Source organism: Aminobacter ciceronei, assembly GCF_014138625.1.
Lineage (GTDB): Bacteria > Pseudomonadota > Alphaproteobacteria > Rhizobiales > Rhizobiaceae > Aminobacter > Aminobacter ciceronei.
On record NZ_JACJHY010000025.1, the window covers coordinates 1 to 14048 of the forward strand.

The 14048-nt window shown below is 64.2% G+C and carries 13 protein-coding genes and 1 pseudogene; 2 read left to right on the plus strand and 12 right to left on the minus strand.

Annotation, left to right across the window (positions count from 1 at the left end):
• Nucleotides 1-600 precede the first annotated feature (600 nt).
• The 5 genes and pseudogenes from HNQ95_RS22790 to HNQ95_RS22810 form a co-directional block, all read right to left on the minus strand.
• Nucleotides 601-1395 (minus strand): hypothetical protein, encoded by a 795-nt coding sequence (locus tag HNQ95_RS22790; RefSeq protein ID WP_182575378.1) that lies wholly within the window; start codon nucleotides 1393-1395, stop codon nucleotides 601-603.
• A 133-nt stretch (nucleotides 1396-1528) separates the two neighbouring features.
• Nucleotides 1529-3016, minus strand: coding sequence for a gamma-glutamylcyclotransferase family protein (locus HNQ95_RS22795; RefSeq protein ID WP_182575377.1), 1488 nt, complete (start codon nucleotides 3014-3016; stop codon nucleotides 1529-1531).
• A 197-nt stretch (nucleotides 3017-3213) separates the two neighbouring features.
• A pseudogene (locus HNQ95_RS33755) lies at nucleotides 3214-3665 on the minus strand (Gfo/Idh/MocA family oxidoreductase); the annotation flags it as partial.
• A 43-nt stretch (nucleotides 3666-3708) separates the two neighbouring features.
• Nucleotides 3709-4341 (minus strand): Vgb family protein, encoded by a 633-nt coding sequence (locus HNQ95_RS22805; protein WP_182575375.1) that lies wholly within the window; start codon nucleotides 4339-4341, stop codon nucleotides 3709-3711.
• Between the two features lie 9 nt (nucleotides 4342-4350).
• On the minus strand, nucleotides 4351-5571 hold the full coding sequence (locus HNQ95_RS22810) for a helix-turn-helix domain-containing protein (RefSeq protein WP_182575374.1): 1221 nt from the start codon (nucleotides 5569-5571) through the stop codon (nucleotides 4351-4353).
• 100 nt (nucleotides 5572-5671) lie between these two features.
• On the opposite strand from HNQ95_RS22810, the gene HNQ95_RS22815 reads away from it, so the two are divergent.
• On the plus strand, nucleotides 5672-5965 hold the full coding sequence (locus tag HNQ95_RS22815; RefSeq protein ID WP_182575373.1) for a hypothetical protein: 294 nt from the start codon (nucleotides 5672-5674) through the stop codon (nucleotides 5963-5965).
• A 14-nt stretch (nucleotides 5966-5979) separates the two neighbouring features.
• Complete coding sequence (locus tag HNQ95_RS22820) at nucleotides 5980-6672, plus strand: DUF899 domain-containing protein (RefSeq protein WP_182575383.1); 693 nt, start codon at nucleotides 5980-5982, stop codon at nucleotides 6670-6672.
• Between the two features lie 71 nt (nucleotides 6673-6743).
• Here HNQ95_RS22820 and HNQ95_RS22825 read toward each other — a convergent pair whose 3' ends face one another.
• From HNQ95_RS22825 to HNQ95_RS22855, 7 genes are all read right to left on the minus strand, one after another.
• Nucleotides 6744-7730: a Gfo/Idh/MocA family protein gene (locus HNQ95_RS22825; RefSeq protein ID WP_182575382.1), complete on the minus strand. Its 987-nt coding sequence runs from the start codon at nucleotides 7728-7730 to the stop codon at nucleotides 6744-6746.
• Nucleotides 7731-7958: 228 nt separating this feature from the next.
• A complete protein-coding gene (locus HNQ95_RS22830; RefSeq protein WP_182575372.1) occupies nucleotides 7959-8924 on the minus strand; it encodes a Gfo/Idh/MocA family protein in 966 nt (321 codons plus the stop codon).
• Between the two features lie 225 nt (nucleotides 8925-9149).
• The gene (locus tag HNQ95_RS22835; RefSeq protein WP_182575371.1) at nucleotides 9150-10097 is read right to left on the minus strand and encodes an ABC transporter ATP-binding protein; all 948 of its coding nucleotides are present in this window, start codon (nucleotides 10095-10097) and stop codon (nucleotides 9150-9152) included.
• Nucleotides 10094-11110 carry an ABC transporter ATP-binding protein gene (locus tag HNQ95_RS22840; RefSeq protein WP_182575370.1) on the minus strand — a complete coding sequence of 339 codons (1017 nt, stop codon included), beginning with the start codon at nucleotides 11108-11110 and terminating at the stop codon, nucleotides 10094-10096. Before HNQ95_RS22840 ends, HNQ95_RS22835 begins: the two co-directional genes overlap by 4 nt.
• Nucleotides 11111-11118: 8 nt before the next feature.
• Nucleotides 11119-12036 carry a dihydrodipicolinate synthase family protein gene (locus tag HNQ95_RS22845; protein ID WP_182575369.1) on the minus strand — a complete coding sequence of 306 codons (918 nt, stop codon included), beginning with the start codon at nucleotides 12034-12036 and terminating at the stop codon, nucleotides 11119-11121.
• 22 nt (nucleotides 12037-12058) lie between these two features.
• Entirely contained in the window at nucleotides 12059-12967 is a 909-nt protein-coding gene (locus HNQ95_RS22850; RefSeq protein WP_182575368.1) for an ABC transporter permease, read from the minus strand.
• Complete coding sequence (locus HNQ95_RS22855; RefSeq protein ID WP_067963766.1) at nucleotides 12933-13892, minus strand: ABC transporter permease; 960 nt, start codon at nucleotides 13890-13892, stop codon at nucleotides 12933-12935. Before HNQ95_RS22855 ends, HNQ95_RS22850 begins: the two co-directional genes overlap by 35 nt.
• Nucleotides 13893-14048 lie beyond the last annotated feature (156 nt).

Consider the following 14048-nt stretch of genomic DNA (forward strand, 5'->3'; position numbering starts at 1 on the left):
CACCCGCTACGACAAGCGCGACGACAACTTCCTCGCTTCCGTCCAGCTTGCTTCAATCCGCATCTGGTTGCGTAGTTATGAGTCGGTCACCTAGTCGAATTCGCGGCAGACGTGAGAAGTGGAGATAGACTCTTGAGCGCATGGCAGATCCACGAGAAGCTGAAAACCACGAGCCGCGGCCAGTGTGGGGCCTACTTCCCTGGAGCCAGTTGAGGCGACCGAAGTCTGAGCAAGAGGCAGCTCCACCGTTCCCGTGGGCCGCGACCTGCTAGCGCCCCTTTGAGGCCGCTCAAGAGGCAAAATCGATACCTCAAATCGGCCGTAGGCCATGCACGTCTTTGACCGCGTTCCAACGCCACCTTCGCGGCAATCCAGCGCCGTCATGGACAGTGCCGCCTCAAGTAGTGGAGTGCCAGCTCCAAGCGTTTGCCAGAACCTGCCGGTTCGCTGCCACTCAAGAATGAGGGTGGGTAGCCGAGAAATCCGTCCCGTGCTGTCCAGGTGCCACGACCTGACTGAACAAAGTTGCGATAGGGTTTATCGACCTGAGCGTGTCGGCCGTCCTCTCTAGCCAATGGGCCAGGGTGGTAACTCTTCGCCTCACACTTCCTTATTTCTATCCTTGAAGTTCTCGGACACGTCAGGGATGTCCGCCTTCATGTATTCGTCGAAGGACCTCAGGCTCTCGGGGGATGGGATTTCCGATCTGTCGGCAAAGGCTCTTATGCCGTCTGCGACGTTCCGCCTGCTAAGGGTGCCAAGGCTTAACTGGCCAGCTTCCAGTTCGTACTGAAGTGAGCCCGACCATGGGTCCATCCTTCCATAGCCCGGCGCGAGCGCGACAGACTTCCGGCGACCCTTCACCTCATGCTTGGCCAAAGCGACCCGAAGGTAGTCGAGTTGCTTGTACAACACATGTGTTATGCGTAGGTCTTCTTCCATCAGTCTACGAGTGTCGGGCGCTTCTAAGACCCGCTGCAACTGATGTGCGCGCATTTCCATACCGTAGTGTCGAAAGCCCTGATCCCTCAGCAGCTCGTCAATTCGACTGGGAACCTTGCCAGCGCTGAGAAGGTCCAGGGGTTCCCGGATCCGCTGCCGCCAAGTGCGTAGCAGCTCGTAGGCGCTGAACATCCACATTTGGCTTTGCGCGTTCAGGAACATCATGCTGCCGATGTCGCGGTCATCCTTAAAGCTCTCTTCGAGCACTTGGAATTCGAGTTCGGTCAGAAACTGATCGACGATTCCGAGATTTGTGGCCTGCATCTGCAAATAGGGGTCGTTGAACATCTGCAGCGAGGTCAACGCGCTGCGCAGCGCGCTCCAGTCAATCTCGTCCAACTTGGGTACGCAGCGTTCTTCATCGTCGTCAAAGTCGTGATCGTCATCTGCCATGATGAAAATCTACCACATTCAGCAGCTGGGTGAGAGATGTGATCAGGCTGCGCTTGGTCTGCTTCCGCCCGAGGTTACTGTACCGTATAGCGCCACCTAAACCGTGTCCGTAGTCTGCTCCGACACCAAAGTCTCACTGCCCGGGGCTTCCTAGCTTGGCCCGCTGCTTTTTGTCCCGCCTCTTGTTTGGATCTTCGATCGCCTCAATCGACTGGATGTATTCAGCAATATACGCTGACGGCAGACCGTGTTCCCTGCCACCTGCAAGCACAAAATCCTTATACCAACTATAGGGTTTGAGGCTGTCGTCAATGTAGTCGGGAGTGGCGAAGTAGGTAAGGACCTTTTGCCTGCGACCTTTTTCATTAATGACCGTGACCGTCGCGTGTTCGTAGCCGCTGCCAACGCCTTCGGCCTTGTCCAGTTTGGTACGCTCGGCAGGATCGAAGCTGAACAGGACCCCGATCACACTCCTATTGTCTTCACTGGCAAATGCGTTGCACTTCCCGGACTTATCCGTACTGCGCTTATGAAAACGGAGCGCATGACCCGGCAAGGTAGCGATGCCGAGTGGCTTGCAGCTCGGCATGCGTTCGCGCAGCCGGGCGGTCGACATGTTGGACCCATAGGCAAAATAGACGACGTGCTCCGGAGGTCCGGCTTCTGTCTTAAGCGGCTCGATGGTGGGATTTCCCGGCTTCAGAATCGTGCGCAGCGGTACTGTCATTATGCTGCACTCGTCGGACTCTTCACCTTCGCGTATGATGACGGGTTGCCCATCTTCGAGGTCGAGGATTGGAACGGGTCTGCCGGCCCATCCGCAATCGCCGCAGAGTGGCCGTTCCCAGAGTATACCCGGTGCCTCAGTATTTTCGCCGTGGTCGGGTTCGAGATGGGGCGAGCCGCAGTTCGGGCATTCGGAAGGCACCCCGCGCAACTCGCGAATGATCAAAGATGTCGCCATGCCGATGGCGTGTTGGATCAACGATTGCGCCATGTCGGCATCAATCCATGTGGCCGACTTTGAATGCGTCAGCCAGTTTGAAACCGTCCATGCAGACTCGAGCGCACTTTTGACGGCCCCGCGACGCTCCTTGTTGGTGTCGCCCGCCATAAGATCGTTGCAGATGATCTCCATCCACGCTCGGAAGTTCGCACGCTGGGGCGGTGTGTCTGACCAAATTGCCGCGTCCTGCGCGACGCCGATCAGCTCGAGTAGCGTCTCGCGGCAGCGAACGCCGACGGCCTGATAGTCGGACAGGTTTCTCGCCTGTGTCACGGCGGTGGCGACTTCTTCCATCCGCTCGAATACAGGACCGAATGGAACGATGTGTAGATCGCCTTCTTGTTGTTTTTCCGTACGCGGGATGCGCAGCATCAGGCCAATATGGAAGGTCAGAGCAAGGTCCATATTAGGGAATTGCTGCTGAGAGTAGAGATTTGTGCCGCCCGTGATGACCCACCAGCGATCCTTGTTGGTGTGGATGTCCCACACGTCGTGGCGGGTGTTGAGGACGGTCTCCGAGTAGACCTTCTGCATGAAATTCACTTCGAGGTCGGGCGCCTGCCATTCAAAATATTCTCGGACTTCTTCGACTTCCTCTTCGGTAGCTTTCAACATGATCTACTCCCGCGACGGGCTAATCGCACCGCGCATGCAAAGGTTTGCGAAAACCTCATCAATAGACCCATGTAACTGAGCTTTCAAACCGGCGCGGCAAAGCGGAAATGTCCATTTTCGCATTTCTTGGACGCGTAAAGCTGCCAGTCCGCTCCCGACCCCAAGCCGCTCCGGACAATCCTACAGCCCCCCAGCCCCTAACCCACCGCCACGTCCCGGCGTTCCAGCGAGGCCTTGTTCGACGCAGGCGACGGCATGAATGCCGTCTTCGGCGGTCACCGGCGGGTTGGTGCCGTCGCGGCTGGCCTGCCACTGCCGGACGAGGCCGCAACCGGCTACATCCTCGATCGCATGTTCTCCCGGCTGCCCTTGCAGCGCGTGGCCGAGCGCGTAGAAGACATCCCCATAAAGCACACCACAATCGCAGGCCAGTTCGTCGCCCAAGATGAAAGCGCCGTCGGTACGACCTGTTCTAGCGACCTGGCCGACGGCGTCGTTGCCGAAGCGGAGGAGCAGATGTCGTCCGCCATCTGCCGGTGGCCGCTGGTGGCGGTCAGGGCCCCGACATGGGCGACGCTACGGCCGGGAAGGCCAGCAGCCGGTCGAGCGCGTGGATGCCCGCGGTGAACAGCGTGCCGCCGCCAGTCGCCAGTCTCCGGGTTGCCGGCTTTGGCCGACGCTCACTCAAGCCCCTACCTGGGCCGGCGAACGGCTCTCACTTTGCCGCTGTTGCCGCCGCCGCAGAAAAAGCGTTCCCCGCCATCGGATTCAAGCCCGGAAACGCCTATGCCGGCCGGCATGTCGAGTTGCTCGAGCACGTCGCCCGTTTCGGGGTCGATGCGGCGGAGATCGCTGCCGCTGTCTTGCCAGGAGCCATGCCAAAGCTCGCCATCGACCCAGGTGACGCCGGTGACGAAGCGATCGGATTCGATGGTGCGCAGCACTTTTCCTGTTACGGGGTCGAGCTGATGGATCCTGCGGCCACGATGCTGCCCGACCCAGAGCGCACCCTCCGCCCAGGCCAGGCCCGAGTCGCCGCCCTCCCCGGGCGCCGGGATCGTGGCGATCACCGCGCCGGTCCTGGGATCGATCTTGCGGATCACGGCATCGCCGATCTGGTACAGGTGCTCGCCGTCGAATGCGGTTCCCGCATGGGCTGCGACGTCAAGCGATCGCAGGATCTTTCCGCTTTCGGGATCGAGGGCATTCAGCTTGTCGCCGCTTGCGAACCAGACCTGATTGCTGTCGAAGCTGACCCCGGCGACGTCGTCCACATCGGCAAAGGGACCATATTCCCGGATGATTTCGGCGGTCGACTGTTTCATGGCCTCACACTAGCCGGAAATGCCCATGGCGGGGAGCAACAAGCTTGTCGGGAAACCGGGCACGCCTGACGCGATCCAGCGGCAGGCCCGCCCGCGTCCGAAGGCCTCGACCTTGCCGTCATGGCCAAGCTCTTCGAGCGCCCGCTGAACCGTGCGCGGGCTCACGCCCAAGGCCAGCGCCAGTGCCGAACTCGACCAGGCCTCGCCGTCGCCGAGCAGGGCGAGCACTTCGCCGTGATCGCTTTCGACGGGCGGCGCCAGCACGGCGACATCGGCTGTTGCGTGAGGCCGCAGGACGAAGCCGTCCCGGGTCGCGCTCAGCGCCGCCAGCGGCCTGATCGCCTCGCGCAGCCGGGCGATTTCGACGCGCAGCCGCGCTCGGTGCGCCTCGTCGGCTTGCCGTGCCCCAAACGCGCGTCTGAGCAGCGTTTCGCGCGCCACATCGTCCGGCCATGCCTCGGCGAGCGCACGCAAAAGCGCGAGCAAGACGGGACGGCTGGCGAGCGGCACCAGCTTTGTCCCTCTGCGCACCACGTTGCGGCAGGCGTCGACGACAAGCGTTTCGGAGGCCAGTAAATTTTCGACCTCTTCGAGATCGAGGAGCCGCCCGACGCCGCGGCTGACCAGGCGCGCCGCTGGTGCTGCGAATGCCCGCACGGCCTGGTCGACCTCGGCCACGAGCGCCGGAATGCGCGCCTCTTTTGCCGCCCGCCTTGCCCGTTCCAGCGCGATTCTCGCCGGCCTGGTTTCGATGCGTCGGATGGCTATGCCCGCCACCACCAGTTCGCGCCCGATCCGCGACGCCGGCGGCAGGGCACCGGCGTCGCACGCAGCGAGCACCCTTTCGGCGTCATCCAGGCGGCCGATCAGGAGCAGGTGCCGGGCCTGGAGATAGCCGGCATGGGCTGCGTTCCTGCGGTCACCTGATGCTTCGAGCACCGTCCGTGCGGCATCGAGCGTTTGCAGGGATCGGCCGAGATCACGCGACACAAGCGCGATTTCGGCTTCGGCCAAGGCACAACGCGCACGGGCCAGAGGCTCTTTCGGACCGAAGCTGCGCGCCGCGCTGCGCAGAAGCTCCCTGGCGCGCGCGAGGTCGCCGAGTTGCGCCATCGCGATGCCACGCAACGCCAGCGCCGGCGGGTCGTCGCGCAAGGCGACCCGTTTCAGCGCAGCGAGAGGGTCGCCAGCCGAAAGAGCCTGTGCGGCTTCAGTGATCAGCTGGTCCATGAAAATCCCGTCACCTTTGTAACTCTTACCCGCCCCGTGCCCGCGCTAGCCTGTTCGTATCGCAACCGCTGAAACGGCGAATTGGATGAGAGGACCTGTCATGACGATCAGCGCAGCACCAGAAAAGGCCGCTTCGTCGCCGAGGGCAACGATCGACGCTGCCGGTTGGCTTGGGCTTGCCGTCGCGCCGACCTGCGCGCTGATGGCCTGGATTTCGGCCGTCGGCTCGCCCGGCATGACGATGTGCTCGGCAGCCTCGGCCTTCGCGCCGATCAACGACATGGCCCTCATGTACGTGCTGATGAGCCTGTTTCACCTGTCGCCGTGGCTGAAGCTCCTTTCCGCCCGTTCGCAGCACACCACTACACCCGTCACCCAAACCGAAGGAGACTGACAATGCAACACTCTGTGCAACACGCCGTTGTTTCGCACGATGACTGGCTGACTGCCCGCCGAAACCTCCTGAAAGCGGAGAAGGAGCTCACGCGTCTTCGCGACAAGGTCGCCCGCGAGCGGCTCTCGCTCCCCTGGGTGCGCGTCGACAAGGACTATGTGTTCGACACGCCGGAGGGTCCGCGCAGGCTGGCCGATCTGTTCGACGGCCGGTCGCAGCTCCTGGTGCAGCATTTCATGTTCGCGCCGGGATGGAAGGAAGGTTGCCCGAGCTGCTCCTACATGGCCGACCACACCGATGGCATGAACAGGCATCTGGCGCATCACGACGTCACCATGATCGCCGTCTCGCGCGCGCCGCTTGCCGAGATCGAGCGCTACCGCAAACGCATGGGCTGGCAGTTCAAATGGGTGTCGTCCCTAGGCAACGACTTCAACTTCGACTTCCGCGTCAGCTTCACGGCCGAGGAGGTCGCCAGCGGACATATAGACTACAATTTCGGCGAATGGCGGGAAACCGGCGAGGAATGGCCCGGCGTCAGCGCCTTCTACAAGGACGAGGCGGGCGAGATCTTCCGCACCTACTCCACTTACGGGCGCGGCGTCGAGGTGATGATGGGCACCTACAACATGCTCGATCTCGCGCCGAAGGGGCGCAACGAGGCCGAGGGAATGGACTGGGTGCGCCGCCACGATCGCTATGCGTAACCACCCCAGTGGCACGACGACCGGATGGCAGCGCGAACATGAGGGGCTCGCCGGATTGCTTCGACGCCGCCCTACTCCACCGCCACTTCCCGGCGTTCGCGCGAGGCCCTGAACGCAGCTTCGATGCAGGCGACGACGTGCAGGCCGTCTTCGGCTGTGACGGGCGGGGTGGTGCCACGGCTTATGGCCTTGATAAAGGCCTGCCATTGGCGGACGAGGCCGCGGCCGGCGACATCCCCCTCGATCGAGTTTTCGACCTTCTGCCATTTCAAGTCGCGGCCGAGCGTCACGCCGTTGAAGAAATCGACAGTGAGCACGCCGCGATCGAAGGCCAGTTCGTCGCCCGAGATGAAGGCGCCGTCGGCATAACCGATGCTGGCGACCTGGCCGACGGCGTCGTCGCCGAAACGCAGCAGCAGAAGGGCCACATCGTCGGCCTTCTGCTGGTGGAAGCTGGTTGTGGTGATGGCGCTGACATGGGTGGCGCGGCGGCCGGCAAAGGCCAGCAGCCGGTCGAGGGCGTGAATGCCTGCGGTGAACAGCATGCCGCCGCCGGTCACTGGGTCGAGGTGCCAGTCGCGGCGGTTGCCTTCCATCCAGAGCTTGATCATGCGGCTCGAGCCGTAACGCATGGCCCCCAGTCCACGCTCGTCGATCAGGCGCCGGGCGGCGAGGTACGGCAAGGTGAAACGCATGGTGTGGCCGGGCATCAGCACAACACCGGCGGCTTTTGCCGCAGCCATGATGCGCCGGCACTCGGCGACCGTCGGCGCCATCGGCTTTTCGACCATGATGTGCTTGCCGGCCTGAGCGCAGGCGATCGCCACCTCGGTGTGCAGATGGTGCGGCAGCGCCACCACCACGGCGTCGACATCCGGATCGGCCAAAAGCGCGCGATAGTCGAGATGGCCCTTGCCGCCGAATTCCCCGGTGAAGGCCGCGAGCCCGTCGGCATCGTTGCGGCAGGAGGCAACGAGGCGCGCGCCCTCGACGTCACGCAGGGCACGCGCATGGGCCGCGCCAAAATGGCCGGCGCCGATGATGCCGATCCCGAGCATCGTCATGCCCCGCATGGTCTTGCCTCCCCCGGTCATGCCTGCCCCAGTCATGCTCGACATGGTCGTGCTCCCTTGCCTGTGCCTGCCATTGTCATGTCTGCCCTGCCCGTGCCTGCCATGGTTTCGTCTGCCGTTGTCATGTCTGCCCCCATGCCGCCATGGCTGTCGTCGTCATGCCCGACATGTCTGCTCCCACGGTCATGTCCGCGATGATCATGCCTGCCATGGTCACGCCCGTCCCAATGCGTAGCAGCGGTCGATGATGGCCATGGCGCGCCTGGCGTCGGCGAGCGACACCGCCGGCGGCCGGCCGGCGGCCAGGCGCTGCAGGGTGTCAGCCATGACGTCGTGATACCGGCGGGCGATCGGCGTCGCCGGCAGGTCGGTCTGTTTCTCGTCATCGAGGGTCGACAGCGCCAGCCGGTCGCCGAGGTCGCTCAGCGTGGCATTCGCAGCGGAGACACGCCATTCGAAGAGGCCGCGTTTCATCGAGGCAAAGGTGTAACCGGCTTCGATCAGCCCGAGCATGCCGTCGGCGGCGCGCAGCACGATTGCCGCGTAGTCTTCGACCTTGGTTCCGTGAAGCGGTCGGCCGAAGGAGGCGCTCGTTATCTCGACCTCCTGCCCGGCCGCCAGCATCAGGAAGGCATTGATGCCATGGATGCCGAGATTGCGCAGCGCGCCGCCGCCGCCGATCGCGGGATCCAGCACCCAGGCGACGCCGTCATCGACATAACGTTGCGGCGGCCCGTTGATCAGGCGGAAATGCGAATGCGAGACCGGCCCGCGCCGCCCGGCGGCATCAAGATCATGGAGCGCCGCCAGCATCGCCATGCCATGCGGCAAGGCCATGGCGGCGAAGACGCCCTTGCGCTGTGCCGCCGCGATCAGGGCGTCGGCGGCATCAGCCGAAATGCCGAGCGGTTTTTCCAAGAGCAGCGGCAGACCGGCTGCGATGACCTGGAGACCGCGTTCGACGATTTCGAACGGCCGGCCCATGACGACGGCAAGATCGGCATGTTCCAGCGCGGCCTGCAGGCTCGGTGCGACAGGGCAGCCGAATTTATCGGCGAAACCGGCCGCCGCCTCGGGCGCGGGGTCCCAGGCCGAGGCAATGCCGGCGCCTGCGGCGCGCGCGGCTTCGCCATGCATGGTCGCATGCCAATGGCCGACACCCAGGAAGGACAATTTCATCGGGGACCTCACACTCAATACGACCGCCTGAACGGCGCTGCCCGGGATACCGGCCCAGGACGGCGGCTCAAGGCAGCGGCTGGACAGCGGATGGAAACGGGTTCAGACGTCTGTCTAACCTTTTGTTTTTGCGCACTTCCTTGGCAAAGCCGCTGCAGTTTTCCTGGAATTGCGCTTTCGTCTTTGCGCAACTCCCAGGAAAAAGCGCTGCGCAGTTTTCCTGCGCTAGAGATCATCGCGGATGCAGGCCTTGAAATGGCCCGGCCTGACCTCGCGCAGCTGCGGTGCTGCTGTTGCACAGGCGTCGAGCGCGCTGGGGCAGCGGGTGCGGAAGACGCAGCCACTGGGCGGATTGGCCGGGCTCGGAATGTCGCCCTTGAGAATCTCACGCCCTCTCTTCGCCTCCGGGTCCGGCGACGGGATCGCCGACATCAGCGCCCTGGTGTAGGGGTGCTCGGGCCTGGCATAAAGATCCTCGCTTGCGGCGATCTCCATGATGCGGCCGAGATAGAGCACGATGACGCGGTCGCAGATATATTCGACCACGGCGAGGTCGTGCGAGATGAACAGCATTGTCAGGCCGAGCCGCTGCTGCAGGTCGCGCAGCAGGTTGATCACCTGCGCCTGGATCGACACGTCGAGCGCCGAGACCGGTTCGTCGGCGACGATGAATTCAGGCGCCAGCGTCAGCGCCCGGGCAATGCCGATGCGCTGGCGCTGGCCGCCAGAGAATTCGTGGGCGTAGCGGTGGATGGCGTCTGCCGGCAGCTCGACCTGTTCGAGCGCCGTCTTCGCCCGCTCCAGCCGCTCCGCCCTGCTGCCGATGCCCTGGATTTTCAGGCCCTCGGTCAGGATCTCGCCGATGGTCATGCGCGGCGACAAGGAGGCGTAGGGGTCCTGGAAGATGTATTGCATGCGCGGCCGCCGGCGCCGCATCTCGGCGCTGGACAGTTTGGTGATGTCGGTGCCGTCGAAGCGCACCTCGCCCGCCGTCGGCTCGATCAGCCGGAGCACCGAGCGGCCGATGGTGGTCTTGCCGCTGCCGGATTCGCCGACCAGCCCGACAACCTTGCCCCTGAAGACGTCGAAGGAGATGTCTTCGAGGATCTTCAGGGTCGTGCTGCGCGTCTGGTAATGCTTGGCGAGGCCACGGACCGAAAGAAGCGGGGTCATCGGGCGATCTCCTGCCAGCGGATGCAGCGGCTGCCATGGCCGGCAGCGACGCTTTCGAGTGCGGGAATGTTCTGGCGGCATGCCTCGATGGCAAAACCGCAGCGTGGCGCAAAGGCACAGCCTGCGGGCATGTCGGCGAGGCTCGGCACCATGCCGGGAATGGCGTTCAGCTTCTCGCCGGCGCGCTTCATCGCGCTCGCCGCACCCAGCCGCGGCATCGAGTTCAAAAGGCCGAGCGTATAGGGGTGGCGCGGGTTGCGGAACACCTCGGCCACCGGGCCGCATTCGACGATGCGGCCGGCATACATCACAGCCACCCGGTCGGCGATCTCGGCGACGACGCCGAGATTGTGGGTGACGAACAAGACGCCCATGCCGCGCTCGCGCTGCAGGCCCTGCAGCAGGTCGAGGATCTGCGCCTGGATGGTGACGTCGAGCGCCGTCGTCGGCTCGTCGGCGATCAGCAATGTCGGGTCGCAGGCCAGCGCCATGGCGATGGTGGCGCGCTGGCGCATGCCGCCCGACAGCTCATGCGGGTACTGGCCGGCACGGCGGCGGGCATCGGGAATGCCGACCTTGTCGAGCAGGGCGACGGCCGCCTCCAGCGCTGTGCTGCGGCCGGTGCCGCGATGCACCCTGAGCGATTCCGAGATCTGGTCGCCGATGCTGTAGACCGGGTTCAGGCTGGTCATCGGCTCCTGGAACACCATGCCGATGTCGTTGCCGCGGATGCGCCGCATCTCCTCCTCGCCAAGGGCTGCCAGGTCGCGGACCGTGCCGTCCTTGCCGCGGAACAGCATCTCGCCGGCGTCGATCGCGCCGATGCCGCGGGCCAAAAGCCGCATCACCGACAGGCTGGTGACCGATTTGCCCGAACCCGATTCCCCGACCAGCGCCACCGTTTCGCCGGCATGCACGACAAGGTCGATGCCGTTGACGGCGGCGATCTCGCGGCCGCGCACCCGGAAGACGGTTCTGAGGCCCTTGATCTCGAGGATGGGTTCGGTGCGCATCGGAAGCCTCAGTTGAGCAGGCCGACCGAGCGCAGGATCTCGTCGATCCTGGCGGCCTCGGCGTCGTTGAGCGGGGCGCGGGGGCGCGCCATGACATTGGTCGAAATGATACCAAGGCTGCGCATCGCGGTCTTGAAGCCGCCGACGCCCGTGGCGCCACCGCTGACGCGGCCGGCGGCGACCCAGACGATCTCGAACAGGCGGCAGAGGCGTTCCTGCTCCTTGCGCGCCGCCTCCCAGTCGCCCTTCCGGGCGTGGTTCCAGAGCCTGACATAACCGGCCGGATCGACATTGGCGAGGCCGGGCACGACGCCATGCGCGCCCATCTGCAAGGCATTGTCGACCACGATCTCGGAGCCGGTCATCAAAAACACCTCCTTGGTGTCGGCAAGGTCGCTCAGCGCATAGCGGAAATTGCCGTCGTCGCCGGAGGAATCCTTGAGGCCGACGATCGTGCCTTCCTTGGCCAGCGTCACCACCGTCTGGCGGGCGAGCTTGCTGTGGACGCAGACCGGAATGTCATAGGCAATCAGAGGAATGTCGACGGCGTCGCGGATGATGCGGAAGTGGTCGAGCGTCTCGGCCTGGCTGGTGATGGTGTAGAAAGGTGCGGTGACGACGACGGCGTCGGCGCCGACGTCTTTGGCAGTCCGGGCATGGCGGATGACGCGGTCGGTGGTCGGGTCGATGACGCCGGCAATGACCGGCACCCGGCCATTGGCGACCTTGACCGTGTGTTCGAGGATCTTGCGGCGCTCGGCGTCGTCATAAAACACCACCTCGCTTGTCGACCCCAACGGAAACAGGCCGTGGCAGCCATTGTCGATGAGGTGTTCGAGCACGCGGGTGTAGGACGCGTAGTCGACTGAAAAATCGTCGTAAAGCGGGGTGACGACGGGCGGAACGACACCGAAGAATTTGGACATTTTCTGCTTCTCTTCCAGAGGGTTAGTTGAGGTCGGCACGGGGGTCGAAGGCGTCTCGCAACCCGTCGCCGATGAAGTTGATGGCAAGCACGACAAGCACCAGAGCCGCGCCGGGGAACAGCCATTGCCAGGGGAACTGTTCGAGCACCGCCGTCGAGCGCGCGGCGTTCAGCATGTTGCCCCAGCTGGCGGCCGGCGGCGGCACGCCGAGGCCGAGGAAGGACAGGCCGGCTTCGAGCAGGATGGCGTTGGCGACCTGCAGCGTGGCGTAGACGACGAGAATGTCGATCGAGTTGGGCAGGCCGTGGCGGAACAAGAGATGGCCGAGGCCCGCTCCCATGCCGCGCGAGGCCATGACAAATTCGCGCTCGCGCAGTTCCAAGAGCCGGGCGCGGATCATGCGCGCCAGCACCGGCCAGGACAGAAGCGCGATGACGACGACGGTCGACCAGATGCCCGAGCCGACGATGGAGGCGAGCACGAGCAGGAAGATGACAGGCGGCAGCGTCATGGCGAGGTCGACCGAGCGCATGGCCAGCGCGTCGGCCCAGCGGCCGCCAAAGGCCGAGACGGCGCCGACGAGGAAGCCGATGGCAGTCGACAGCACCACCGAGGAGACCGCCACCAAAAGCGAGATGCGGCCGCCCTCCAGCGTGCGCGCCAGCACGTCGCGGCCGACACCGTCGCTGCCGAACCAGTGTTTCCACGACGGGGCGCCGTTCATCGCCAGAAGGTCGATGTCGTTGGGCTTGTAGGGCAGCCACAGGGGATAGCTCAGCACGGCAGCGAGCATCGGCAGAAGCAGTGCCGCACCGAACAGGGCCGCCCGGTTCTGGGTGAAGCGGTTACAGGCGCGGGCCATCGGGCCGGTCGAGGACAGGGTCAGAACGCTCATGTCAGGCCACCTGGATGCGCGGGTCGATGACCGCATAGGCAAGGTCGGTCAGAATGTTGACAACGATGACGCAGGCGCCGATGACCAGCGTGGCGCCCATGATGACGGGATAGTCTCGGGTTTCGACCGCGCTGATCAGAAGCAGGCCCATGCCAGGCCAGTTGAACACGCTTTCGATGAAGATGGCGCCGCCGACGGCGAGGCCGATCGTCGAGCCGATCAGCGTGACGACGGGCAGAAGCGCGTTGCGCAGCGCATGTTTGGTCACCACCCAGAACTCCTTGACGCCCTTGGCGCGGGCCGTCCTGACATAGTCCTGGTTCAGCACTTCGAGCATCGAGGCGCGCATGTAGCGCATGATCAGCGCGGCATGGCCGATGGACAGAACGCAGGCCGGCAGGATCAGGTGGTGCAACAGGTCGGCGATCGAGAAATCGCTGGCCGGCGTCAGCATGCCGCCGGACGGCGCCCATTTCAGCCTGACCGAAAACAGGTACAGGCCGAGGAAGGCGGTCAGGAAGGCCGGGCTCGAAATGCCGAGCAGCGCCAGCACCGAAAAGGAATAGTCGGGCAAGGAGTTGCGGCGCACGGCACTGACGATGCCCGAGGCGATGCCGACAACGATGGCGATCGCCAAGCCGGCGCCCATCAGAAGCAGCGTCGGGCCGATGCGCGAGACGATCAGGCCTGACACCGTCTCGTTGAAACGCTGCAGCGAGTGGCCGAGATTGCCCTGCACGGCCTGCGACAGCCAGGCGAGATATTGCACCGGCAGCGGCCGGTCGAGGCCGAGCTGCGCACGAAGCGCGTCCATCGCCTCCTTCGACATGGCGACGTTGGGGTCGATATAGGCGTCGATCGGATCGCCCGGCGTCAGCTGCAGCAAGACGAAGATCAGCACTGTCAGTGCGAGCAGCATGCCGAGCCCGATCAACAGGCGATTGAGGCAATAGCGGAGCATTGGGGCTCTCTGTCTAGGGATAGCCAGGCCAGCGGCGGCAAGCTTCCAGAAGAAACTGGTTTCCCCAGGGGAAACTGGTTTCCCCTGAAGAAGCGGGTTTCCCCATGGAAACAAGCTTCCGGGAGGAAAAAAGCCGGAAAAAGGCGGGGACGGCCA